Source organism: Janthinobacterium sp. SUN137 (assembly GCF_030587265.1).
In the GTDB taxonomy this organism is placed as follows: domain Bacteria; phylum Pseudomonadota; class Gammaproteobacteria; order Burkholderiales; family Burkholderiaceae_D; genus Janthinobacterium; species Janthinobacterium kumbetense.
Genome location: NZ_JAPWHZ010000001.1, coordinates 237,492 through 260,215, shown reverse-complemented (window position 1 = coordinate 260,215; position 22,724 = coordinate 237,492). Strand labels below are relative to the sequence as shown.

The following is a 22,724-nucleotide window of genomic DNA, read 5'->3' as shown; positions in this document are numbered from 1 at the left end:
AGAATGACGGGTTATTAGAATTTAGGCTACTATGCGTCGCAAACTCGTCGTCGGAAATTGGAAAATGAACGGCAGTCGCACCTCGAACGCGGTGTTATTGTCTGAAATAGTTGCTGGCCTGGCTGCCTCTGGCGCCGCCAGCGCCGTCTGTGTGCCTGCGCCGTATCTGGCGCAGTGCCAGGCGCAATTGGCAGGCACGGCCCTGGGCTGGGGCGCGCAGGATGTGTCCGCGCACGCCAGCGGCGCCTACACGGGAGAAATCTCGGCCGCCATGCTGCAGGATTTCGGTTGCGGCTATGTGGTGATCGGGCATTCCGAGCGCCGCGCCTACCATGGCGAGAGCGATGCGCAGGTGGCGGCCAAGACGGTTGCGGCGCTGGCGGCGGGCATCACGCCTATCGTCTGCATCGGCGAAACCCTGGCGCAGCGCGAAGCGGGCCAGACCAATGCCGTAGTGGCGCAGCAACTGGGCGCCGTGCTGGCGGCCATTGGTGACGACGACGTGGCGAAACTGGTGCTGGCCTACGAGCCAGTCTGGGCCATCGGCACGGGCAAGACCGCCACGCCGCAAATGGCGCAGGACGTGCATCAGGTGTTGCGCGCCCAGCTGGTGGCAAAGAATGCGGTAGCGGCAGCCGGCGTGCAAATCCTGTACGGCGGCAGCATGAAGCCGGAGAACGCAAAAGAATTGATGGCGATGCCGGATATCGATGGCGGTCTGATCGGTGGAGCAGCATTGAAGGCGGCGGATTTCCTGGCGATTATTCACGCCGCTGATTGAATTACTTTAAACTAAGAATGGAATTGCAATGAACATGATGTTCAATCTGGTAGTGGTAGTACAGGTTATTTCGGCATTGTCGATTATCGCGCTGGTGTTGTTGCAGCACGGTAAGGGTGCCGACATGGGCGCCGCCTTCGGTTCGGGCGCCTCGGGCAGCCTGTTCGGTGCGACGGGTTCGTCGAACTTCATGTCGAAATCGACGGGCGTTGCCGCCGCGATCTTCTTCGGCGCCACCCTGGCCCTGTCGCTGATGGCGAATCAACGTGCCACCACGGTCGGCGGCGGCGTGATGGATAAAGTCGTCAAGCCAGTGCCGGTCACCGGCGCGGGCGCGATCCCGACGACGGTGCCAGCAGCAGCTCCGGCTGCCAGCGCTCCGGCAGCGGCGGCTCCGGTTGCCAGCACCCCGGCCGGCGCGATTCCGAAGTAATTCTGTATCAGCTCGATACCTCATCGAGAGTAATTCTCATTACGGGCAGATTATTGCTCAATGTTTTAGCAGTGCGGCAGGAAAAAATCGTGGCGTGCTGGAAGATGTAAAAATTTATCGTTTTTATCTGTGTTTTGATGCATTTGTGCATTAACTTTAGCGGCAAAGCAGAGTAGAATACGGGCCTTACCGCCGACGTGGTGAAATTGGTAGACACGCTATCTTGAGGGGGTAGTGGCGAAAGCTGTACGAGTTCGAGTCTCGTCGTCGGCACCAGAAATCAGAAGCCAGCAACGGCGCACGAGCCATGGCTCGTACAAAGTTGCTGGCTTTTTTTACGAGGATGTGTCGTTCGATCCTGGTCTTAGCTTTGATTGGGGTCGTGCGTTAGATACGCTGCAAATGATCGCAGCGTCCTCATTTAACCGATCGTTCAATATAAGCTCATCAATCGTGAACCTCGAAAATTACTTCCCCGTCCTGCTGTTCATTATTATCGGCCTTGGTGTCGGTATCGCTCCCCAGCTCCTGGGGCGCCTGTTAGGCCCTAACAAGCCCGACGCAGCAAAACTCTCCCCGTACGAATGTGGCTTTGAAGCATTCGAAGACGCGCGCATGAAATTTGATGTGCGCTACTATCTGGTCGCAATCCTGTTTATTTTGTTCGATCTGGAAACGGCATTCTTTTTCCCATGGGGCGTTGCAATGCGCGACCTGGGCTGGGCCGGTTTCGTCACGATGATGGTGTTCATCGCTGAATTCGTGGTCGGATTTTGGTACATTTGGAAGAAAGGTGCCCTTGACTGGGAATAAGCCATGGCTATTGAAGGCGTATTAAGCGAAGGTTTCATCACCACCTCGGCCGACAAGCTGATCAACTGGGCGCGCACCGGGTCTATGTTCCCGATGACGTTCGGTCTGGCCTGCTGTGCGGTCGAAATGATGCATGTGGGCGCAGCCCGCTACGATATGGACCGTTTCGGCGTCGTGTTTCGTCCGTCGCCGCGTCAGTCCGACGTCATGATCGTTGCCGGCACCCTGTGCAACAAGATGGCGCCGGCCCTGCGCAAGGTCTACGACCAGATGGCAGAGCCACGCTGGGTCATCTCGATGGGTTCCTGCGCCAATGGCGGCGGGTACTACCATTACTCCTATTCCGTGGTGCGCGGTTGCGACCGCATCGTGCCCGTCGACGTGTATGTGCCTGGCTGTCCTCCGACCGCTGAAGCCTTGCTGTACGGCATCATGCAGTTGCAGAACAAGATCAAGCGTACCAGCACGATCGCACGCTAACGGGGCCGCTTCAGATTATGACAACACATTTAGAAGTATTGCAAAACGCCCTCGGCACTGCCCTGGGCGATCGCGTTAGCACGACGGTTGCGCTGGGCGAAGTCACCCTGGTCGTCAAGGCCGAGGACTACCTGGCCGTGATGCTGACCCTGCGCGACGATCCGGCCCTGCATTTCGAGCAATTGCTCGACCTGTGCGGCGTCGACTACTCGACCTATGGCGACGGTAGCTGGGATGGTCTGCGTTTCGCGGCCGTGTCGCACCTGCTGTCGGTCAAGCACAACTGGCGCGTGCGCGTGCGCGTGTTCGCGCCGGACGACGACATGCCGCTGCTGCCCTCCGTGGTCGGCATCTGGCGCGCCGTCAACTGGTACGAGCGCGAAGCATTCGACCTGCTGGGCATCCTCTTCGAAGGCCACAACGACTTGCGCCGCCTGCTGACCGACTACGGTTTCATCGGCCATCCGTTCCGCAAGGATTTCCCCGTCTCCGGCTATGTCGAGATGCGCTACGATCCGGAACAAAAGCGCGTGATTTACCAGCCCGTGACGATCGAGCCGCGGGAAAACGTGCCGCGCGTGATCCGCGAAGAACATTACGGGATGAAATAATGGCTGAGATTAAGAACTACACCCTGAACTTTGGGCCGCAGCATCCGGCCGCGCACGGTGTGCTGCGCCTGGTGCTGGAGATGGATGGCGAAGTCATCCAGCGCGCCGACCCGCATATCGGCCTGCTGCACCGCGCTACCGAAAAGCTGGCCGAACAGAAGACCTACCTGCAATCCGTGCCGTACATGGACCGTCTCGACTATGTGTCGATGATGTGCAATGAACATGCGTACGTGATGGCCATCGAAAAGATGCTGGGCCTGGAAGTGCCGCTGCGCGCGCAATACATCCGCGTCATGTTCGACGAGATGACGCGTATCCTGAACCACCTGATGTGGCTCGGCACCCACGCGCTGGACGTCGGCGCCATGGGCCCGTTCCTGTATTGCTTCCGCGACCGCGAAGACTTGTTCGACGCCTACGAGGCAGTGTCGGGCGCGCGCATGCACGCGGCCTACTACCGTCCGGGCGGCGTGTACCGCGACCTGCCGGACGCGATGCCGCAGCACAAGGCATCGATCATCCGCAACGCCAAGGCCATCGGCAAGCTGAACGAAAACCGCCAGGGCTCCCTGCTGGACTTCATCGAAGACTTCGCGCGCCGCTTCCCGAACTCCGTGGACGAGTACGAAACCTTGCTGACCGACAACCGTATCTGGAAACAGCGTACCGTCGGCATCGGCGTGGTCTCGCCGGAAGATGCGCTGGCCATGGGCTTCACGGGCGCCATGCTGCGCGGCTCGGGCGTGCAGTGGGATTTGCGCAAGAAACAGCCGTACGAAGTGTACGACTTGATGGACTTCGACATTCCTATCGGCACCAACGGCGATTGCTACGACCGCTACCTGGTCCGCGTGGAAGAGCTGCGCCAGTCGAACCGCATCATCAAGCAATGCGTGGAGTGGCTGCGCAACAATGAAGGTCCTGTCATGACCAGCAACCGCAAGGTGGCGCCTCCGGGCCGCGTCGACATGAAGACCAACATGGAATCGCTGATTCACCACTTCAAGCTGTTCACGGAAGGTTTCCACGTGCCGCCAGGCGAGGCCTACAGCGCCGTGGAACATCCGAAGGGCGAGTTCGGCGTGTACCTGGTGTCCGATGGCGCCAACAAGCCGTACCGCATGAAACTGCGCGCGCCAGACTACGCCCACTTGCAGTCGCTCGACGAGATGGCGCGTGGGCACATGCTTGCCGACGCCGTGACCATCATCGGGACGCAAGATATCGTGTTCGGCAGTATTGACCGCTAAGAGGCAAAAAGTATGTTGTTATCAGAGCAATGCTATAAGAAAATTGACCGCGAGCTGGCCAAGTACCCGGCCGACCAGCGTCAGTCGGCCGTCATGGCCGCGCTGGCCCATGCCCAGGATGAACTGGGCTGGCTGGCGCCGGAAACCATGAAGGAACTGGCCGATTACATCGGCATGCCGGCGATTGCCGTGCAGGAAGTGGCCACGTTCTACAATATGTACAACGTGAAACCCGTGGGCAAGCACAAGATCACCGTGTGCACCAACCTGCCATGCGCCCTGTCGGGCGGCGTGCGCGCTGCAGACTACCTGAAGCAGAAACTGGGTATCGATTTCCGCGAAACCACTGCAGACGGCCAGTTCACCCTGGTTGAAGGCGAGTGCATGGGTGCTTGCGGCGATGCGCCTGTCTTGCTGGTCAGTAATAAAACCATGTGCAGCTGGATGTCGAACGAGAAAATCGACGCCATGCTGGAGGAACTCAAGAAATGACGTCACTCCACAACCGCCATATCGATCCATTGATCCTGAAGGATCTGGATGGCAAGAACTGGCATTTGCAAGATTATGTGAACCGCGGCGGCTATAGCGCCCTGCGGCGTATCCTGGAAGAGAAAATCACGCCGGAACAGATCATCGCCGACCTCAAGGCTTCGTCCTTGCGCGGCCGTGGAGGCGCGGGTTTCCCTACCGGCTTGAAGTGGAGCTTCATGCCGCGCCAGTTCCCGGGTCAAAAATACCTCGTCTGCAATACAGATGAAGGCGAACCGGGCACTTTCAAGGACCGCGACATCATTCGTTACAATCCCCATGCGCTGATCGAAGGCATGGCCATTGGCGCTTATGCGATGGGCATCACCGTCGGTTATAACTATATCCACGGTGAAATCTTCCAGGAATACCTGCGTTTCGAAGAAGCGCTGGAAGAGGCGCGCGCCGCCGGTTTCCTGGGCGACAAGATCATGGGCAGCGAGTTCTCGTTCCAGTTGCATGCGCACCATGGTTATGGCGCCTACATCTGCGGCGAAGAAACGGCCCTGCTGGAGTCGCTGGAAGGCAAGAAAGGCCAGCCGCGCTTCAAGCCGCCTTTCCCTGCCTCGTTTGGCCTGTACGGCAAGCCGACGACGATCAACAACACGGAAACCTTCGCGGCCGTGCCTTTCGTGCTGAACATTGGTCCAGAGAAATACCTGGCGATGGGCAAGCCGAACAACGGCGGTTCGAAGATATTCTCGATCTCGGGCGACGTGGAAAAACCGGGCAACTACGAAGTGCCGCTCGGCACCCCGTTTGCGACCCTGCTGGAACTGGCAGGCGGCATGCGCGGTGGCAAAAAGATCAAGGCCGTGATCCCTGGCGGTTCGTCCGCTCCGGTGATCCGCGGCGACATCATGATGCAGACCGACTTGGACTATGACTCGATCGCGAAAGCCGGTTCGATGTTGGGTTCGGGCGCCGTCATCGTGATGGACGAAACACGCTGCATGGTAAAGGCGCTGGAACGCCTGTCCTACTTCTACTTTGAAGAATCGTGCGGCCAGTGTACGCCTTGCCGTGAAGGCACAGGCTGGATGTACCGCATGGTGCACCGCATCGAGCAGGGGCAGGGTCGTCCAGACGACCTGGACATGCTCAACTCGATCGCCGACAACATCCAGGGCCGCACCATTTGCGCGCTGGGCGATGCGGCTGCCATGCCGGTACGGGCCTTCATTAAGAATTTCCGTGAAGAATTTGAATATCATATCGAGCACAAGCATTGCTTAGTGCCCGCATATATCTAAGCTGCGTCAGGTAACGATCACTATGGTTGAAATCGAAATAGACGGCAAAAAAGTCGAAGTCCCTGCTGGTAGCATGGTGATGGACGCCGCCAACAAATTGGGAACCTACATTCCGCACTTCTGCTATCACAAGAAATTGTCGATCGCAGCGAACTGCCGCATGTGCCTGGTCGAAGTGGAAAAGGCGCCCAAGCCTTTGCCCGCTTGTGCGACCCCGGTCAGTGCCGGCATGATCGTGCGCTCCGCCAGCGATAAAGCTGTGCAGGCGCAAAAGTCGGTCATGGAATTCTTGCTGATTAACCACCCGCTCGATTGCCCTATCTGCGATCAGGGCGGCGAATGCCAGTTGCAAGACCTGGCAGTGGGTTACGGCAAGAGCGAATCGCGCTACAAGGAAGACAAGCGCGTCGTGCAGCCGAAGGAAGCCGGTCCGCTGGTGTCCATGCAGGAAATGTCGCGCTGCATCCAGTGCACCCGTTGCGTACGCTTTGGCCAGGAAGTGGCCGGCGTGATGGAACTGGGCATGATTGGCCGCGGCGAACACTCGGAAATCGTGTCCTTCGTGGGCCAGACGGTCGACTCCGAACTGTCGGGCAACATGATCGACCTGTGCCCGGTCGGCGCACTGACCTCGAAGCCGTTCCGCTACAGCGCCCGTACGTGGGAACTGTCGCGCCGCAAATCGGTCAGCCCGCATGACGGCCTGGGCGCGAACCTGATCGTGCAAGTGAAAGCTGGCAAGGTCAAGCGCGTATTGCCTCTGGAAAACGAAGCCGTCAACGAGTGCTGGATCTCGGACAAGGACCGTTTCTCGTACGAAGCGCTGGACAGCGCCGAACGCCTGACGTCCCCGATGCTGAAACAAGGCAACGAGTGGAAAGAAGTCGATTGGCAAACGGCGCTGGAATACGTGGCGCACGGTTTGAAAAATATCAAGCACGAGCATGGCGCCGACGCCATCGCTGCGCTGGCCACGCCGCATTCGACGGTTGAAGAGCTGGTCCTGCTGCAAAAAGTCGCCCACGGTCTCGGTTCCGAGCACGTCGACTTCCGCCTGCGCCAGACCGACTTCGCGCTCGACGCGTCCGTCAAACCTTGGCTGGGCATGCCGATCAACGAATTTGGCCAGATCAAGCGCGCCTTCGTCATCGGCTCGTTCCTGCGCAAGGATCACCCATTGCTGGCCACGCGTCTGCGCGCGTCCGTCAAGGGCGGCGCCAAGCTGTCGATCCTGCACGCCTCCGACGATGATCAATTGATCACCATCGCCAACAAGATGATCGTCGCGCCTGGCGATTGGCTGGCGGCCTTGTCGGAAGTGGTCGTTGCTGTTGCTAAAGCGAAAGAAATCGCCGCACCAGCCGGTTTCGAAGCGGTGAGCGCTTCGGACGTGGCCGTCGCGATTGCCGCCAGCCTGATGGCCGGCGACAACGGCGCCGTGCTGCTGGGTAATGCGGCAACGCAACACCCGCAAGCGTCGCAACTGCACGCTGCCGCGCAATGGATCGCCGAACAGACGGGCGCCAAGCTCGGTTACCTGACGGAAGCGGCCAACACGGTTGGCGCGCACCTGGTCGCCAAGCCGCGCGCCAACGTGCAAGCTGCGTTTGCCGTGCCGAAGAAAGCCTACGTGCTGCTGCACGCCGAGCCGGAACTCGATGCCGCCAATCCACAAGCGGCCCGCGCCGCCCTGGATGGCGCCGACATGGTCGTGGCCATGTCCGCCTTCAAGCACGGCATGGATTACGCCGACGTCTTGCTGCCGATCGCCCCGTTCGCTGAAACCTCGGGCACCTTCGTCAACTGCGAAGGCCGCGCGCAAAGCTTCAACGGCACCGTGAAACCGCTGGCCGATACCCGTCCAGCCTGGAAAGTGCTGCGCGTCCTGGGCAACATCCTGGGCCTGGCCGGTTTCGACTACGACACTTCCGAGGCGATCCGCGACGAAGCGTTTGGTGCCGGCGTGACCGATCTGTCGGCACAGCTGAACAACATCGCCAAGAACGCCCCGGAAGCGGCCTCGTATGCACCGGCTTCGCCAGCGCTGCAACGCATCGCCGACGTGCCGATCTACTTCGCCGACGCGCTGGTACGCCGCTCCGAACCGCTGCTGCGCACGGTCGATGGCGCCGCGCCGCAAGCGCACCTGTCCCTGGCGCTGGCTGACAAGCTGGGCATCAAGGCGGGCGACAAGGTCAAAGTGGCGCAAGGCTCCGGCAGCGCCATCCTGGTGGCGGCTATCCATGCCGGCCTGCCAGCCAATGTGGTGAAAGTGTCGGCGGCGCATGCCTCGACGGCTAGCCTGGGCGGCATGTTCGGTGACATCACAGTTGAAACAGCAGAGGGGAAAATCTGATGGCTCTGCCTGAATTTGTAAACGTCATCAACAGCAGCGGCCAGGATTTGCTGGGCGGCTCCTGGCCGTTCTTCTGGACCCTGATCAAGATCCTGTGCGTGCTGCTGCCGCTGATGGGCCTGGTTGCCTACCTGACCTTGTGGGAACGCAAGCTGATCGGCTGGATCCAGATCCGCGTCGGCCCGAACCGCGTGGGTCCCCTGGGCTTGCTGCAACCGATCGCCGATGCGCTGAAACTCTTGTTCAAAGAGATCATCATCCCGTCCAAGGCCGCCAAGGGCCTGTTCGTGATCGGCCCGATCATGACCATCATGCCGGCCCTGGCCGCCTGGTCGGTCGTGCCGTTCGGTCCGCAAGCCGTGCTGGCCAACGTCAACGCAGGCTTGCTGATGCTGCTGGCGATTACCTCGATGGAAGTCTACGGCATCATCATCGCCGGCTGGGCCTCGAACTCGAAGTACTCGTTCATGGGCGCCATGCGCGCTTCGGCACAGATGATTTCGTATGAAATCCCGATGGGCTTCGTGATGGTCATCGTGCTGATGGTCTCGGGCAGCCTGAACTTCATCGACATCGTCGGCGGCCAGCAAATCGGCTTCTTCGCCGACAAGGGCGTGAACTTCCTGTCGTGGAACTGGCTGCCGCTGCTGCCGATGTTCGTCATCTACCTGGTGTCGGGCCTGGCTGAAGCCAACCGTCACCCGTTCGACGTCGTCGAAGGCGAGTCGGAAATCGTGGCCGGCCACATGGTCGAGTACTCGGGCATGGCCTACGCCATGTTCATGCTGGCCGAATACGCCAACATGATCCTGATCGGCGCCCTGGCTTCGATCATGTTCCTCGGTGGCTGGTCCGCGCCATTTGCTTTCCTTGAGTTCTGGGGTGGTTTCGGCGGCTTCTTCTGGTTGTTCGCCAAGACCTTCTTCATCGTGTCGGTGTTCATCTGGGTACGCGGTACTTTCCCACGCTACCGTTATGACCAGATCATGCGCCTCGGCTGGAAAGTGTTTATCCCGTTGACGCTGGTCTACCTGGTCTTCGTCGCTGCCTGGATGCAGACATCCTGGAATATTTGGAAGTAAGAGAGTGCATACGAATGGATAAGGTAAAAGATTTCTTCAGCAGCCTCTTGTTAGGCGAGCTGATCAAGGGCATGGCGTTGACAGGCAAGTACATGTTTTCGCGCAAGATCACGGTGCAATTCCCGGAAGAGAAGACACCGATCTCGCCGCGTTTCCGTGGCTTGCACGCGCTGCGCCGCTACCCGAACGGCGAGGAACGTTGCATCGCCTGCAAACTGTGCGAAGCGGTTTGCCCGGCGATGGCCATCACGATCGAATCGGAACAGCGTGACGACGGCTCGCGCCGCACCACGCGTTACGATATTGACTTGACCAAGTGCATCTTCTGCGGTTTCTGCGAAGAGTCCTGCCCGGTCGATTCGATCGTCGAGACGCAAATCCTGGAATACCACGGCGAGAAACGCGGGGATTTGTATTACACGAAAGAGATGTTGCTGGCCGTAGGTGATCGTTATGAAAATGACATCGCCGCTGCGCGCGCCGCCGACGCACCTTATCGCTGATGGATGCGCCGCAGCTGACCAGCTGCGGCGCGCCCCTCGTTCATCTGTACGTCTATTGGGTTTTTTATGGACTTTAAAACAATTTTGTTTTACGCCTTCGCGCTGATCTTGATTCTGGCAGCGACGCGCGTCATCACGGCCCGTAATCCGGTCCACGCAGTACTGTTCCTGGTACTGTCCTTCTTTTCCGCAGCGGGCATCTGGATGCTGCTGCAAGCTGAATTCCTGGCCATCGTGCTGGTATTGGTGTATGTCGGCGCCGTGATGGTGCTGTTCCTCTTCGTGGTCATGATGCTCGATATCAATATCGACCGCATGCGCGAAGGTTTCTGGGGCTATCTGCCTTTGTCCGTGACGGTGGGCGTGATCATCGTGCTGGAAATGGCCGCTGTCCTGTGGCACGGTTTCCGCAACTTTGCGCCAAGCATCGCTCCGGTGAACGTCAACCTGGGCGGCACCAAGGAACTGGGCCTGCTGATCTACACGAAATATGTGTTTGCCTTCGAGATCGCCGCCGTCGTGCTGCTGGTGGCCATCGTTGCCGCGGTCGCACTGACTTTGCGCAAACGCAAGGACACCAAGCATTTTGCTCCAGGCGATGCGGTACGCGTCAAGCGTAACGACCGCCTGAAGATCATCAAGATGGACGCGGTCGTCGAGCGTCCTGCGGCTGAGCCGGAAGTTAAGGAGGCACCATGACATTATCGCTCACACATTTTCTGGTCCTGGGCGCGATCCTGTTCGCAATCTCGATCGTCGGTATTTTCCTGAACCGCAAGAACATCATCGTATTGCTGATGGCAATCGAATTGATGCTGCTGGCGGTGAATATGAATTTCATCGCGTTCTCCCATTTCATGGGCGACGCGGCCGGTCAGATCTTCGTTTTCTTCATCCTGACGGTTGCCGCCGCTGAGTCGGCTATCGGTCTGGCTATTCTGGTGGTGATGTTCCGTAATCTGGATACCATCAACGTCGAAGACCTGGACAGCCTCAAAGGCTGATGTTTTTCAGACTCGATCTCTCGAATAATAACGATTAAGGTTCATCATGGCGGGGCAACTCCTCAACCCTAACCTCCTTCTTGCCGTACCGCTGGCGCCGCTGGCCGGTGCCGCGATTGCAGGCTTGCTTGGCACCCAGTTCCTGGGTAATTTGGTCGGACGCAAGACGTCGCATACCGCGACGATCCTGGGCGTACTGATTGCGTTCATCCTGTCCGTGCAGACATTGCTGGCAGTGATGGATGGCGCGACATTCAATGGCACGATCTATAACTGGATGACGATCGGCACCCTGAAGATGGAAGTGGGCTTCCAGATCGATTCGCTGTCGGCGATGATGATGTGCGTGGTCACCTTCGTCTCCCTGATGGTGCACATTTACACGATCGGCTACATGAAGGATGACGAAGGCTACAACCGCTTCTTCGCCTACATCTCGCTGTTCACGTTCTCGATGTTGATGCTGGTCATGGCCAACAACTTCCTGCAACTGTTCTTCGGTTGGGAAGCAGTGGGCCTGGTTTCTTACCTGCTGATCGGTTTCTGGTACCAGCGTCCAACGGCCATCGTGGCCAACATGAAGGCTTTCCTCGTCAACCGCGTGGGTGACTTCGGCTTCATCCTGGGCATCGGCCTGCTGCTGGCCTACGCCGGCACCATGAACTACCAGGAAGTGTTCGCCAAGAAAGACGAACTGGCACTGTTGAGCTTGCCAGGTACCGACTGGGCCCTGCTGACCGTTGCCTGTATCTGCCTGTTCATCGGCGCGATGGGCAAATCGGCGCAGTTCCCGCTGCACGTGTGGCTGCCTGACTCGATGGAAGGTCCTACCCCGATTTCGGCACTGATTCACGCCGCGACGATGGTGACGGCCGGTATCTTCATGGTTTCGCGCATGTCGCCGCTGTTCGAACTGTCGGACACGGCACTGTCCTTCATCCTAGTGATCGGCTCCATCACGGCGCTGTTCATGGGCTTCCTGGGCATCATCCAGAACGACATCAAGCGCGTCGTCGCTTACTCGACCCTGTCGCAGCTCGGCTACATGACCGTGGCGCTGGGTTCGTCCGCGTACTCCGTGGCCGTGTTCCACCTGATGACGCACGCATTCTTCAAGGCACTGCTGTTCCTGGGCGCCGGTTCCGTCATCATCGGCATGCACCATGACCAGGACATCCGCAACATGGGCGGCCTGCGCAAGTACATGCCAATCACGTGGATCACTTCCCTGGTCGGTTCGCTGGCCCTGATCGGCACGCCGCTGTTCTCCGGTTTCTACTCGAAAGACAGCATCATCGAAGCCGTCGAAGCGACGCACATCTGGGGCGCTGGCTTTGCCCAGTTCGCCGTGCTGGCTGGCGTCTTCGTTACCGCCTTCTACTCGTTCCGCATGTATTTCCTCGTCTTCCACGGCAAGGAACGTTTCGGCCAGCCGCATGCGCACGGCCATGACGACCATCACGCACCGAAAGCGGCCCATGGCGCGCACGGCGATGCACATGACGACCACCACGAAGAAGAGGAAGACGACCACGGCCACCATGGCCTGGAACCTGGCCAGAAGCCGCATGAATCGCCGTTCGTCGTGTGGTTCCCGCTGGTGATGCTGGCGATTCCATCCTTGATCATCGGTTACCTGACGATCGGCCCGATGCTGCATGGCGATTTCTTCAGAGGCGTGATCTTTGTCGGCGAAAACCATCCAGCAATGGAAGAGTTGTCGCATGAATTCCACGGCGCAATGGCGATGGCGATCCACGGCCTGTCGACGGCACCGTTCTGGCTGGCATTGTCCGGCGTGGTGGCAGCCTACTACTGCTACATGGTCAACCCGCGTGTGCCGGCCTGGTTCTTTGCCAAGTTCCACGCGATCCACACCCTGCTGGACAACAAGTACTACATGGACAAGTTCAATGAAGTCGTGTTCGCCGGCGGTGCCCGCTTGCTGGGTAATGGCCTGTGGAACTTCGGTGACAAGAAGCTGATCGATGGCCTGCTGGTCAACGGTAGCGCCAAGGTCGTTGCCTGGCTGTCCTCGCTGTCGCGAGTGTTGCAGACCGGCTACATCTATCACTATGCATTCGTGATGATCCTGGGCGTGCTGGGCTTCCTGATCTATTTCCTGCCATTCTGGCCCGCTAAGTAAGCTGACCTGATAAAAGAATACTGAGAACCATGATGCAGTCTACGATTTCTACACTACCTCCTTACCTGAGTCTGTCGATCTGGGTGCCGATCATTTGCGGCGTCCTGGTCCTGGCTCTCGGCCGTGACAGCAAAGCGGGCTTTACCCGCTGGCTGTCGCTGGCCGGCGCGGTGCTCAGCATGCTGTGCACCTGGCCCCTGATCCAGCATTTCGACAACGCCGCGCACGGCATGCAATTCGTCGAAAAAGCACCGTGGATTGAAACCTTCAATATCTGGTACTCGCTGGGTATCGACGGCCTGTCCCTGTGGTTCGTGCCACTGACAGCCTTCATCACCGTCATCGTCGTCATTTCGGCTTGGCAAGTGATCGAGAAGCGCATCGCCCAGTACATGGGCTCGTTCCTGATCCTGTCGGGCCTGATGATCGGCGTGTTCTGCGCGCTGGACGGCTTGCTGTTCTACTTCTTCTTTGAAGCAACCCTGATCCCGATGTTCATCATCATCGGTATCTGGGGCGGTTCGAACCGCGTGTACGCGTCGTTCAAGTTCTTCCTGTACACCTTCTTCGGTTCGCTGCTGACCCTGGTTGCCATCATCTACCTGCGCAATGTGTCGGGCACTTTCGACATCCTGGCCTGGCATGCGTTCAAGCTGACGATGAACGAACAGATCTTCATCTTCCTGGCCTTCCTGATGGCGTTTGCCGTCAAGGTACCGATGTTCCCCGTGCATACGTGGTTGCCGGACGTCCACGTGGAAGCGCCTACGGGCGGTTCCGCCGTGCTGGCCGCCATCATGCTGAAACTGGGTGCCTACGGCTTCCTGCGTTTCTCGCTGCCGATCACGCCGGACGCCAGCCACTACCTGTCGGGTTTCATGATCGCCTTGTCGCTGATCGCCGTCATCTACATCGGTCTGGTTGCCCTGGTGCAAACCGACATGAAAAAATTGGTCGCCTATTCGTCGATCGCGCACATGGGTTTCGTCACCCTGGGCTTCTTCATGTTCAACGACATCTCGGTACAGGGCGGTATCGTGCAGATGGTCTCGCACGGCTTCATCTCCGGCGCGATGTTCCTGTGCATCGGCGTGCTGTATGACCGCATGCATACCCGTAACATCGCCGACTACGGCGGCGTCGTGAACCGCATGCCGAAATTTGCCGCCTTCTTCGTACTGTTCTCGATGGCCAACTGCGGTCTGCCAGCGACGTCCGGCTTCGTCGGCGAGTTCATGGTGATCCTGGGCGCGGTGAAATTCAACTTCTGGATTGGTCTGCTGGCTGCAACGGCACTGATCTGGGGCGCGGCGTACTCGCTGTGGATGGCCAAGCGCGTAGTGTTCGGCAAGATCAAGAACAAGCACGTGGCCGAATTGACCGACATCAACAAACGTGAATTCTTCATGCTTGCTGTGCTGGCCATCGCCGTGCTCGTGATGGGTCTGTACCCAGCCCCGTTCACCGACACGATGCAAACTTCGGTTGCCGACCTGCTGCAGCATGTCGCCATCAGCAAGTTGCCTTAAATAGAAGACCGATAACATGACTAATGCACCTAATCTGGTACCGCTGTACGCGGAAATCTTTCTGCTGATCGCCACGTCGGCGCTCTTGCTGATCGATATGTTCTTGCCTGCGGCGAAGCGTTCGATCACTTACGTGCTGGCCTTGCTGACCCTGGCCGGCTGCGCCTTGCTGACCGTGGGCGACTTCAACGCGGGCACCACCGTCTACACGTTCAATAACATGTTCGTGTCGGACCCGATGTCGCAGTTGCTGAAACTGTTCTCCTACGGCGCCGTGGCGCTGACCCTGATCTACTCGCGTGCCTACGCCACCGACCGCAGCATGCTGTCGGGCAACCTGGGCGGCGAGTTCTACGTGCTGGCCCTGTTTGCACTGCTGGGCCAGATGATCATGATCTCGGCTAACAACTTCCTGATCATCTACCTGGGTCTGGAACTGATGTCGCTGTCGCTGTATGCACTGATCGCCTTGCGCCGTGACAATGCCAAGGCCACGGAAGCGGCCATGAAATACTTCATCCTGGGCGCACTGGCTTCCGGTTTCATGTTGTACGGTATCTCGATGCTGTACGGCGCGTCCGGTACCCTGGACCTGGGCGAACTGCGCGTGGCGCTGGAAAACGGCAAGACCAACGGCACCATCATGGTCTTCGGCCTGGTATTCCTCGTCGCCGGCCTGGCCTTCAAACTGGGCGTCGTGCCATTCCACATGTGGGTGCCTGACGTGTATCAAGGTTCGCCGACGGCAGTGACCCTGCTGCTGGGCGCAGCGCCGAAACTGGCCGCGTTTGCCATCACCCTGCGCCTGCTGGCCGAAGGCTTGCTGCCGATGGCGCATGACTGGCAGCAAATGCTGCTGGTGCTGGCCGTGATGTCGCTGGCGATCGGTAACTTCACCGCGATCGCGCAAACCAACCTGAAGCGCATGTTGGCGTACTCGACCATCGCACAAATGGGCTTCGTTCTGCTGGGCCTGCTGTCCGGTACTGTGGATGCACCGAACAACACCCTGAACGCGGCTGGCGCAGCCACCGCCTACGGCGCGTCGATGTACTACGTGATCACCTACGTGTTCACCACCCTGGGCACCTTTGGCGTGATCATGTTGTTGGCACGTAATGGTTTCGAAGCAGACGAACTGGCCGACTTCAAGGGCCTGGGCAAACGCAGCCCGATCTTCGCGCTGGTGATGACCCTGTTCATGTTCTCGCTGGCCGGCGTGCCGCCGCTGATGGGCTTCATGGCCAAGTACTCGGTGCTGGCATCGGTATTGGCCACGGGCCAGCTGTGGCTGACCATCGCCGCCGTGCTGTTCTCGCTGATCGGCGCCTTCTACTACCTGCGCGTCGTGAAGATGATGTGGTTCGACGAGCCGACCGACAGCAATGCGCTGGTCGTGCATGGCGACATGCGCGTCGTGCTGGCCCTGAACGGCGTGTTCGTCCTGGCGCTGGGTGCGATGCCTAACAGCATCCTGGCTGCCTGCGCGACCGCCATCACCAAGACCCTGGCGTCCTGACCGATGGATGTCACCGTCTCGAGCTGGCTGGTGATCGCCCTGGGCATCCTGGGCGCCAACCTGCCTTTCCTGAACGAGAAACTGTTTGCCGCCGTGCCCTTGAAAAAGACGGCGCAAGCAGACGGGGGCAAAGGCTGGCGCAAGCCGCTGGCGCTGCGCCTGCTGGAGATGGTGATTCTGTACTTCATCGTCGGCGCCGTGGCGTTCGCGCTCGAAGCGCGCATCGGCAACGGTTTCCCGCAGACGTGGGAGTTCTATGCCATCACGGGATGTCTGTTCCTGGTGCTGGCTTTCCCAGGCTTTGTCACCCGCTATCTGCGCAAACGACATTAGCCCCATCGACCGAAAGCGGCGCCTCTGGCGCCGTTTTTTTTTATTGAGCATAATCAAGGTATGGATACTGAACGCATGGACATGAATTTAACTGAGACCAAGGTAGACGGCGAGCTCGTCTACCAGGGCGGCTTCCTGCGCGTGCAGCGCGACCGGGTTGCGCTGCCGGATGGCAAGATCACGGCGCGCGAATTCGTCCTGCATCCGGGCGCCGTCGTCATCCTGCCGCTGCTCGACGATGGCACGGTGCTGATGGAACGCCAGTACCGCTATCCGCTGGACCGGGTCTTCATTGAATTCCCCGCCGGCAAGATCGATGCGGGCGAATCCCACCTGGCTTGCGCCCAGCGCGAGTTGCTGGAAGAAACGGGCTATACGGCCAGCGACTGGCAATTCGTCTCCACCATCCACAACGCCATCGCGTATTCGGACGAGCACCTGGAACTGTTCCTGGCGCGCGGCCTGGTAGCGGGCGAACGCCAGCTCGATGAAGGCGAATTCCTCGAAACGTTCACGGCCACCGTGCCGCAGCTGCTCGACTGGGTCAAGGATGGCACGATCACGGACGTGAAAACCGTCATCGGCATCTTCTGGCTCGACAAGATTACCAGCGGCGCCTGGCAGCCGGCTTGATCCTGCGCATGCGCACGGCGATCTTCCTGTTGCTGGCGTCGGCCAGCCTGGGCGCCCACGGGGCGGCGCGCACGCCGTTCCAGGTGCGCTGCGAAGACACGATCAGCAAGACGGTGTCCGTGCTGACGGCGCAGCAGAACGGCTACAGCATCGACACGCATCTGCCGTACAAGGCCCTGACGGTGATGAAGGGCACGGCGCGTGCCAACACCTGGGTACTGGGCTTGACCAAGACCGAGTCGCGCGTGGCCATCGCCCTGGCCGGCCCCATGCTGCAAGACCCGGCCAGCGGCTACGAATGCGTGGCGCCGCAGATTACCGTCACCCTCACGTATGCGCCCGTGGTGATCTATATCGGCCGCGAATTTGCCCCGGGCACTTGCGCGTATGATGAGATACTGGCTCACGAATTGCGGCACATGAAAACCTATATGGAACATTTGCCGCGGGTGGAAAAGACCGTGCGCGCCGCGCTGGCGAAGCGCTTCGAGGCGCGGCCCCTGTATGCGCCCAGCGGCACTGCCAAGGCGGCGCTGGCGCGCGAGATCGACACGGGCTGGTTGCCGTACGTCAAGGCCGAAATGCGCAAGGTGGAAATTTTGCAGGCGGCCATCGATTCTCCGCAGGAATATGCGCGCCTGGGCAAGGCGTGCAATGGCGAGATCCAGAATATCCTGGCGGGCAAGACAGCGCCCGCCAACTAGACAAGGAATGGCATGACAGCAGCACCGAATCGCCCCCGTTATTTTGCCCTGATCCCCGCCGCCGGCGTGGGCGCGCGCATGGAAGCGGGCAGTCCCAAGCAATATTTACCCATCGCCGGCAAGCCCATGCTGCGCCACGCGCTCGACGCCTTTCTCGCCAGCCCCCTGATCGCGCATACGTATGTCGTCGTCAGCACCGAGGATGGCCAGATCGACGCCGTCGTGCCGGGGCAGGGCGCAGGTGCAGGCGTGACCGTGCTGCGCTGCGGCGGCGCCACGCGCATGGAAACGATACTGAATGCCCTGCAGGCGCTGCACGGCAGCATAGCCGCCCACGACCAGGTGCTGGTGCACGACGCGGCGCGCCCTGGCCTGACGCCGGCGCTGATCGCAAAACTCATCGCCGAAGTCGCTGACCATCCGGCCGGCGGCTTGCTGGCCTTGCCCGTGGTCGATACCGTCAAGCGGGCAGGGCAGAACAGCCTGTCGGCGCAGACGGTGCCGCGCGACCATTTATGGCTGGCGCAGACGCCGCAGATGTTCAGCTATGCGCTGCTGCACCGGGCCCTGTCGCAAGCGCCCGATCCGCAAGCGATCACGGACGACGCCAGCGCCGTCGAAGCGCTGGGCCTGGCGCCCAGGCTGGTCGAAGGCCACCCGCGCAACCTGAAGGTGACCTTGCCGCGCGACATACACACGGCCGAACTGTACTTGGCCCATCCTTGAATCCTGAACAGAAAGACCGCATGACGACCATCACCACTCCCGTACTGCCTTTCCGCATCGGCCAGGGCTATGACTGCCACGCGCTGGTGGAAAACCGCGACCTGATCATCGGCGGCGTGAAAATCCCCCATCACCTGGGCTTGCTTGGCCATTCCGACGCGGACGTATTGCTGCACGCGATTACGGACGCCATCTTCGGCGCCGCCGCGCTGGGCGACATCGGCCGCCATTTCCCCGACACGGATGCGCAATTCAAGGGCGCCGATTCGCGCACCCTGCTGCGTGAAGCCGTGCGCCGCGTGCAGGCGACCGGTTATATCATCGGCAACATCGACGCCACCATCATCGCCCAGCGCCCGAAAATGGCGCCGCATATCGCCGCCATGTGCGTCAACGTGGCCGACGACCTGGGCGTGAGTGTGGGCCAGGTCAATATCAAGGCCAAGACGAATGAAAAACTGGGCTACCTGGGTCGCGAAGAGGGTATCGCGGCCGAAGCCGTGGCCTTGCTGCTGCGCGCCTGAGCATACCCTGCAGCACCTTTTAAATGATTTCTGAAAATTAATATTTCCAAAGTGAAATTTGGTGAAATTTTAACGTTATTGTCATGATAATATTTGTCCGCTTTTTCGGACGCGACAAGACGTCACCTTATAACCACTGGAAATATTGAGAGAACGGGATCATATGCGCAGTCGTATGCAGGGACCAGCCGCGCGCTGGTTGGGAGCGGGTCTGTTGGCCATGGTCATGCTGGCCGGATGTGGCGGCGGTGGCGGTGGCAGTGAAACTGCTGCGCCGCCGCCTGTGGCGGCCGTGCCGCAGCCTGCCATTTTGTTTGCCGGCGCCGTGTCGGCGGCGGCCGAAGGTGCCGATGCCATCGGCAGCGTGGGTGGACAGATTGAACTCGATGCCGGTAGCAGCAAGGATAGCGACGGCGGGACGCTGAGTTTTGCCTGGAGCCTGGTCTCCAAGCCTGCCGGCAGCGGCTTGAACATGGGTGCTGTTGCAACCCCGAAACTGAACTTCCAGCCCGACGCCTTGGGCACGTATATCTTCAAGCTGCGCGTGACGAATGGCAAGGGTGGCTTTGCGGAAAAGAATGCTACCGTGCTGGTGAATAACCGTGTGCCGAATGCGGTGGTGGTGGTCAATGCGACGTTTACGGCGCAAGCACTTGTCAAACCAGCCGTGAGTGTGTCGCTGGGAGCCGGTATCGTTCTCGACGCCACCGGCAGCACTGACGCTGACGGTGACAAGGTCACCACCACGTGGGACTTGATCGAAAAACCGGCCGGCAGCACATCCAATTTGCGCGTTGTCGATCAGGTTGCCCGTTTCTCGCCCGATGTGCTGGGCCTGTATAAAATACGCGCCCGCGGTGCGGATGGCAAGGGCGCGTATGCCGAAACGGTGTACCAGTTCGATGCTAATAATACGATGCCATCCGGCGTGATCCAAGGCACGGTCGCTGTCATCAGCCGTGAAAATCAAACAGTGCCCGTCGGCCAGCCGGTGGTGACTAGCGGTATCCTGAGTTATGACGAGGGAGGCGGCAAACTCGCTTATGCATGGGCGGTTGACAGCCGGCCTGCTGGTTCCGTCGCCGTGATCGGGGAAGCAACGGCGGTAGTGCCGTCGTTCACGCCAGACGTGACCGGCGCGTATGTGCTGTCGATGACGGTCACCAGTGGCCGGCAATTGGCGGTGGCCTACCTGAAGCTCAATGTGATCGTCCCGACTTACAGTGTCATGGCGTTGCCGTTCAAGCCTTTGGAGGCGCGTTACAGCAAGGGAATGGACCGACTGATCGTGGTGACGCCCAATCCCGATAGCTTGAAAATCATTAATCCGGCCGATGGTACTTTCAGCAGCGTCAGTTTGCCTGCCGCCGTCAAGTCCTTCAGTCTGAGTGCAGACGGGAAACTGGCCGGCGTATTGCATGAGGGGGTGGTCAGCCTGATTGATCTGGAAGCGGGGAAACTGCTGCGTTCGACCGGTACAGCCGGTTCGCAGACCGAAGTGTTCACGACCGATGCGGGCATCGTCTTTCTGTCCGGTCAATCCAAGGGATCGCTCAGAGAGCCAGTATTGGAAGGGTTCAATGCGCGTACTGGCCAGCTTGTAGAGAGGCGAACCACGAGCGGAGGTTTCTATGGTGAAATGAAGGGTATCTTCGTGGCATCGCTGAACAAGGGACTCGTTACCATCAATGAGGAGCCACTGTTCCAGCCCTCGGCTTTTCTCGTTGATTCGCAGCAAGGCTATATCTTGCAAACCTCCTACTCTATTTTCATGCCGCATCCGATCCCGATGGCCGCGCCGTTTTTCTTGTCACCCAAGGAAGACCTGCTATTTACGGCAAGCGGAACATACTTTAAGGCTGATACGCTGGTATACGTTGGTCGCTTTGCTTTGAGCAATACGAACAACGGCGTGTTGTCGGTGAGCTATTCGCCCGTCAAGGCGGAGGCACTGGTGATGGAGCGTGATGGCCTCGGCTATCTCGGCAGTGATCCGGCGTATCAAGCCAGCTACAAGCGTTTCACAGGAGATCTGTTGTTCCCTGCAGGCGATGTCACCTTGCCGTACATTGGCGGCGAACCCAGCTATGGCATCGGCATCTTCCACACGGCCGCCGGCGATCCAGTGGCGCTGGTGCAGACGGGCGGCGCGCAGAAGGGCACCGCGCGTGCCAAGTACTATCTGGTGTATCGCTGATCGCATGGAAGCGGCGGCGCGTCCGCCTGGCAATCTGTGCTATTTTTAAAGGCGGCGCGATGGCACAGACCATCGCGGCCGCTTTTTTTATTGACGACACAGGAGAATTCCCGATGCCAATCATCAAGCGTACACGCATTGCCACCGCATTGCTGCTGGGAGCTTTCGCCGCCTGCGCCATGCCCGCCCACGCCGAACTGCAAGCCACGGGCGAACCGCCCGCCGCGAAACAGCCGTGGAAGACCGTTACCGTGGCCGAGGGCGTGCGCCAGCCGTGGGGCATCGCCTGGCTGGGCGAGGGGCGCGCGCTCGTCACCAGCAAGCAGGGCACCTTGCATTTACTCAATGGAAAGACTTTTACCGATGTGGCGCTGGAAGGCATGCCCAAGGTGTTTACGGGCGGGCAGGGCGGCTTGCTCGATATCGTCCTGCACCCGCAGGATGCGGGCAAGGCGCAGCAGCGCGTCTACATGACGGTGTCGACTGGCAACAATGACGCCAACCGCACGACCCTTGTGCGCGGCGTGTTCGACGGCAAGAAGGTGACGGGCATCCAGACCCTGTTCAAGGTCGCTACGGACAAGAGCGGCGGCCAGCACTTCGGTTCGCGCCTGCTGTGGCTGCCGGACGGCACTTTGCTGATGAGCGTGGCCGATGGCGGCAACCCGCCGCTGCGCGTCAAAGACCGCCTGGCGCGCGAGCAGGCGCAAAACCTGGCCACGCACCAGGGTTCCATCCTGCGCCTGACGGAAGACGGCAAGCCGGCGCCCGGCAATCCGCTGGCCGCCAAGGGCGCCTTGCCGGAAATCTGGTCGTATGGGCACCGCAACGTGCAGGGCCTGGCGCTCGACCCCGTTTCCGGCCGCGTATGGGCCACGGAACACGGTCCATACGGCGGCGACGAGCTGAACCTGGTGGTGGCGGGCGGCAACTATGGCTGGCCCCTGCAAAGCTATGGCGCCGACTACACGACGCATGAACCGGTCGGCAAGCACGAAGTGACCGGCATGCTCAACCCGAGCGTGGCCTGGGTGCCGTCGCCGGCCCCGTCCGGATTGGCTGTCTACACGGGCGACAAGATTGTCGCCTGGCGCGGCAGCATCTTCAGCGGCGGCCTGGCGGCCAAGGATATCCGCCGCATCGCCGTCGATACCAGCGGCAAGGTGACGGGGCAGGACCGCCTGGCCATCGGCGCGCGCGTGCGCGACGTGCGCCAGGGGCCGGATGGCTACCTGTATGCGCTGACGGATGAAGACAACGGCCGCCTGTTGCGCATCGTGCCGCAGTAACACGGCAGGCGCCCACTTCGCTTA

General features: G+C 59.9%; 23 protein-coding genes and 1 tRNA gene. All 24 read left to right on the top strand.

The genetic code is table 11. From position 1 onward, the window contains the following. Window positions 1-31 precede the first annotated feature (31 nt). The 24 genes from tpiA to O3298_RS01130 all read left to right on the top strand — a co-directional run bounded on the left by tpiA (window position 32) and on the right by O3298_RS01130 (window position 22,700). Complete coding sequence (tpiA, locus tag O3298_RS01245) at window positions 32-781, top strand: triose-phosphate isomerase (RefSeq protein ID WP_305058337.1); 750 nt, start codon at window positions 32-34, stop codon at window positions 779-781. Window positions 782-809: 28 nt separating this feature from the next. Further along, window positions 810-1,214, top strand: coding sequence for a preprotein translocase subunit SecG (gene secG, locus O3298_RS01240; protein WP_034749996.1), 405 nt, complete (start codon window positions 810-812; stop codon window positions 1,212-1,214). A 191-nt stretch (window positions 1,215-1,405) separates the two neighbouring features. Beyond that, a tRNA-Leu gene (locus tag O3298_RS01235) sits at window positions 1,406-1,490 on the top strand. Window positions 1,491-1,667: 177 nt separating this feature from the next. Continuing rightward, window positions 1,668-2,027: an NADH-quinone oxidoreductase subunit A gene (locus O3298_RS01230; RefSeq protein ID WP_010399734.1), complete on the top strand. Its 360-nt coding sequence runs from the start codon at window positions 1,668-1,670 to the stop codon at window positions 2,025-2,027. Window positions 2,028-2,030: 3 nt separating this feature from the next. Further along, window positions 2,031-2,507 (top strand): NADH-quinone oxidoreductase subunit B family protein, encoded by a 477-nt coding sequence (locus tag O3298_RS01225; protein WP_010399733.1) that lies wholly within the window; start codon window positions 2,031-2,033, stop codon window positions 2,505-2,507. 17 nt (window positions 2,508-2,524) lie between these two features. Next, window positions 2,525-3,118 (top strand): NADH-quinone oxidoreductase subunit C, encoded by a 594-nt coding sequence (locus tag O3298_RS01220; RefSeq protein ID WP_289898458.1) that lies wholly within the window; start codon window positions 2,525-2,527, stop codon window positions 3,116-3,118. Next, the gene (locus O3298_RS01215) at window positions 3,118-4,371 is read left to right on the top strand and encodes an NADH-quinone oxidoreductase subunit D (RefSeq protein WP_034749992.1); all 1,254 of its coding nucleotides are present in this window, start codon (window positions 3,118-3,120) and stop codon (window positions 4,369-4,371) included. The genes O3298_RS01220 and O3298_RS01215 overlap by 1 nt, the downstream gene beginning before the upstream one ends. 12 nt (window positions 4,372-4,383) lie before the next feature. Then, a complete protein-coding gene (gene nuoE / locus O3298_RS01210) occupies window positions 4,384-4,863 on the top strand; it encodes an NADH-quinone oxidoreductase subunit NuoE (RefSeq protein WP_034749989.1) in 480 nt (159 codons plus the stop codon). Then, the gene (gene nuoF / locus O3298_RS01205; protein WP_010399729.1) at window positions 4,860-6,155 is read left to right on the top strand and encodes an NADH-quinone oxidoreductase subunit NuoF; all 1,296 of its coding nucleotides are present in this window, start codon (window positions 4,860-4,862) and stop codon (window positions 6,153-6,155) included. Before nuoE ends, nuoF begins: the two co-directional genes overlap by 4 nt. A gap of 22 nt (window positions 6,156-6,177) precedes the next feature. Next, a complete protein-coding gene (gene nuoG / locus O3298_RS01200; protein WP_305058336.1) occupies window positions 6,178-8,511 on the top strand; it encodes an NADH-quinone oxidoreductase subunit NuoG in 2,334 nt (777 codons plus the stop codon). After that, a complete protein-coding gene (nuoH, locus tag O3298_RS01195; RefSeq protein WP_071076363.1) occupies window positions 8,511-9,593 on the top strand; it encodes an NADH-quinone oxidoreductase subunit NuoH in 1,083 nt (360 codons plus the stop codon). Before nuoG ends, nuoH begins: the two co-directional genes overlap by 1 nt. Before the next feature lie 14 nt (window positions 9,594-9,607). After that, complete coding sequence (nuoI, locus tag O3298_RS01190) at window positions 9,608-10,096, top strand: NADH-quinone oxidoreductase subunit NuoI (protein WP_010399726.1); 489 nt, start codon at window positions 9,608-9,610, stop codon at window positions 10,094-10,096. A gap of 66 nt (window positions 10,097-10,162) precedes the next feature. Continuing rightward, window positions 10,163-10,795 (top strand): NADH-quinone oxidoreductase subunit J, encoded by a 633-nt coding sequence (locus O3298_RS01185; RefSeq protein WP_034779507.1) that lies wholly within the window; start codon window positions 10,163-10,165, stop codon window positions 10,793-10,795. Further along, window positions 10,792-11,100, top strand: a complete 309-nt coding sequence (nuoK, locus tag O3298_RS01180; protein WP_010399724.1) for an NADH-quinone oxidoreductase subunit NuoK — start codon at window positions 10,792-10,794, stop codon at window positions 11,098-11,100. The genes O3298_RS01185 and nuoK overlap by 4 nt, the downstream gene beginning before the upstream one ends. A 46-nt stretch (window positions 11,101-11,146) precedes the next feature. Continuing rightward, window positions 11,147-13,246, top strand: coding sequence for an NADH-quinone oxidoreductase subunit L (gene nuoL / locus O3298_RS01175; RefSeq protein WP_305058335.1), 2,100 nt, complete (start codon window positions 11,147-11,149; stop codon window positions 13,244-13,246). Between the two features lie 29 nt (window positions 13,247-13,275). Beyond that, window positions 13,276-14,775, top strand: a complete 1,500-nt coding sequence (locus O3298_RS01170; RefSeq protein ID WP_251351432.1) for an NADH-quinone oxidoreductase subunit M — start codon at window positions 13,276-13,278, stop codon at window positions 14,773-14,775. Window positions 14,776-14,791: 16 nt separating this feature from the next. After that, window positions 14,792-16,294, top strand: a complete 1,503-nt coding sequence (nuoN, locus tag O3298_RS01165; protein ID WP_099667163.1) for an NADH-quinone oxidoreductase subunit NuoN — start codon at window positions 14,792-14,794, stop codon at window positions 16,292-16,294. 3 nt (window positions 16,295-16,297) lie between these two features. Continuing rightward, on the top strand, window positions 16,298-16,627 hold the full coding sequence (locus O3298_RS01160) for a DUF2818 family protein (RefSeq protein ID WP_305056264.1): 330 nt from the start codon (window positions 16,298-16,300) through the stop codon (window positions 16,625-16,627). Between the two features lie 75 nt (window positions 16,628-16,702). After that, the gene (locus O3298_RS01155; protein WP_070255807.1) at window positions 16,703-17,260 is read left to right on the top strand and encodes an NUDIX domain-containing protein; all 558 of its coding nucleotides are present in this window, start codon (window positions 16,703-16,705) and stop codon (window positions 17,258-17,260) included. A gap of 8 nt (window positions 17,261-17,268) precedes the next feature. Further along, window positions 17,269-17,964 (top strand): hypothetical protein, encoded by a 696-nt coding sequence (locus O3298_RS01150; RefSeq protein WP_180278728.1) that lies wholly within the window; start codon window positions 17,269-17,271, stop codon window positions 17,962-17,964. A 12-nt stretch (window positions 17,965-17,976) separates the two neighbouring features. After that, window positions 17,977-18,690: a 2-C-methyl-D-erythritol 4-phosphate cytidylyltransferase gene (gene ispD, locus O3298_RS01145; protein WP_305058334.1), complete on the top strand. Its 714-nt coding sequence runs from the start codon at window positions 17,977-17,979 to the stop codon at window positions 18,688-18,690. Window positions 18,691-18,710: 20 nt separating this feature from the next. After that, entirely contained in the window at window positions 18,711-19,214 is a 504-nt protein-coding gene (ispF, locus tag O3298_RS01140) for a 2-C-methyl-D-erythritol 2,4-cyclodiphosphate synthase (protein ID WP_305058333.1), read from the top strand. Between the two features lie 163 nt (window positions 19,215-19,377). Further along, window positions 19,378-21,411, top strand: coding sequence for a hypothetical protein (locus O3298_RS01135; RefSeq protein ID WP_305058332.1), 2,034 nt, complete (start codon window positions 19,378-19,380; stop codon window positions 21,409-21,411). Window positions 21,412-21,524: 113 nt separating this feature from the next. Beyond that, window positions 21,525-22,700, top strand: coding sequence for a PQQ-dependent sugar dehydrogenase (locus tag O3298_RS01130; protein WP_305058331.1), 1,176 nt, complete (start codon window positions 21,525-21,527; stop codon window positions 22,698-22,700). The last annotated feature ends 24 nt before the right edge of the window (window positions 22,701-22,724 follow it).

What these genes read in the sequence shown, in the direction of transcription:
- tpiA (WP_305058337.1), top strand. Translation starts at nt 32, where the DNA reads ATGCGTCGCAAACTCGTCGTCGGAAATTGGAAAATGAACGGCAGTCGC.
- secG (WP_034749996.1), top strand. Translation starts at nt 810, where the DNA reads ATGAACATGATGTTCAATCTGGTAGTGGTAGTACAGGTTATTTCGGCA.
- O3298_RS01225 (WP_010399733.1), top strand. Translation starts at nt 2,031, where the DNA reads ATGGCTATTGAAGGCGTATTAAGCGAAGGTTTCATCACCACCTCGGCC.
- O3298_RS01220 (WP_289898458.1), top strand. Translation starts at nt 2,525, where the DNA reads ATGACAACACATTTAGAAGTATTGCAAAACGCCCTCGGCACTGCCCTG.
- O3298_RS01215 (WP_034749992.1), top strand. Translation starts at nt 3,118, where the DNA reads ATGGCTGAGATTAAGAACTACACCCTGAACTTTGGGCCGCAGCATCCG.
- nuoE (WP_034749989.1), top strand. Translation starts at nt 4,384, where the DNA reads ATGTTGTTATCAGAGCAATGCTATAAGAAAATTGACCGCGAGCTGGCC.
- nuoF (WP_010399729.1), top strand. Translation starts at nt 4,860, where the DNA reads ATGACGTCACTCCACAACCGCCATATCGATCCATTGATCCTGAAGGAT.
- nuoG (WP_305058336.1), top strand. Translation starts at nt 6,178, where the DNA reads ATGGTTGAAATCGAAATAGACGGCAAAAAAGTCGAAGTCCCTGCTGGT.
- nuoH (WP_071076363.1), top strand. Translation starts at nt 8,511, where the DNA reads ATGGCTCTGCCTGAATTTGTAAACGTCATCAACAGCAGCGGCCAGGAT.
- nuoI (WP_010399726.1), top strand. Translation starts at nt 9,608, where the DNA reads ATGGATAAGGTAAAAGATTTCTTCAGCAGCCTCTTGTTAGGCGAGCTG.
- O3298_RS01185 (WP_034779507.1), top strand. Translation starts at nt 10,163, where the DNA reads ATGGACTTTAAAACAATTTTGTTTTACGCCTTCGCGCTGATCTTGATT.
- nuoK (WP_010399724.1), top strand. Translation starts at nt 10,792, where the DNA reads ATGACATTATCGCTCACACATTTTCTGGTCCTGGGCGCGATCCTGTTC.
- nuoL (WP_305058335.1), top strand. Translation starts at nt 11,147, where the DNA reads ATGGCGGGGCAACTCCTCAACCCTAACCTCCTTCTTGCCGTACCGCTG.
- O3298_RS01170 (WP_251351432.1), top strand. Translation starts at nt 13,276, where the DNA reads ATGATGCAGTCTACGATTTCTACACTACCTCCTTACCTGAGTCTGTCG.
- nuoN (WP_099667163.1), top strand. Translation starts at nt 14,792, where the DNA reads ATGACTAATGCACCTAATCTGGTACCGCTGTACGCGGAAATCTTTCTG.
- O3298_RS01160 (WP_305056264.1), top strand. Translation starts at nt 16,298, where the DNA reads ATGGATGTCACCGTCTCGAGCTGGCTGGTGATCGCCCTGGGCATCCTG.
- O3298_RS01155 (WP_070255807.1), top strand. Translation starts at nt 16,703, where the DNA reads ATGGACATGAATTTAACTGAGACCAAGGTAGACGGCGAGCTCGTCTAC.
- O3298_RS01150 (WP_180278728.1), top strand. Translation starts at nt 17,269, where the DNA reads ATGCGCACGGCGATCTTCCTGTTGCTGGCGTCGGCCAGCCTGGGCGCC.
- ispD (WP_305058334.1), top strand. Translation starts at nt 17,977, where the DNA reads ATGACAGCAGCACCGAATCGCCCCCGTTATTTTGCCCTGATCCCCGCC.
- ispF (WP_305058333.1), top strand. Translation starts at nt 18,711, where the DNA reads ATGACGACCATCACCACTCCCGTACTGCCTTTCCGCATCGGCCAGGGC.
- O3298_RS01135 (WP_305058332.1), top strand. Translation starts at nt 19,378, where the DNA reads ATGCGCAGTCGTATGCAGGGACCAGCCGCGCGCTGGTTGGGAGCGGGT.
- O3298_RS01130 (WP_305058331.1), top strand. Translation starts at nt 21,525, where the DNA reads ATGCCAATCATCAAGCGTACACGCATTGCCACCGCATTGCTGCTGGGA.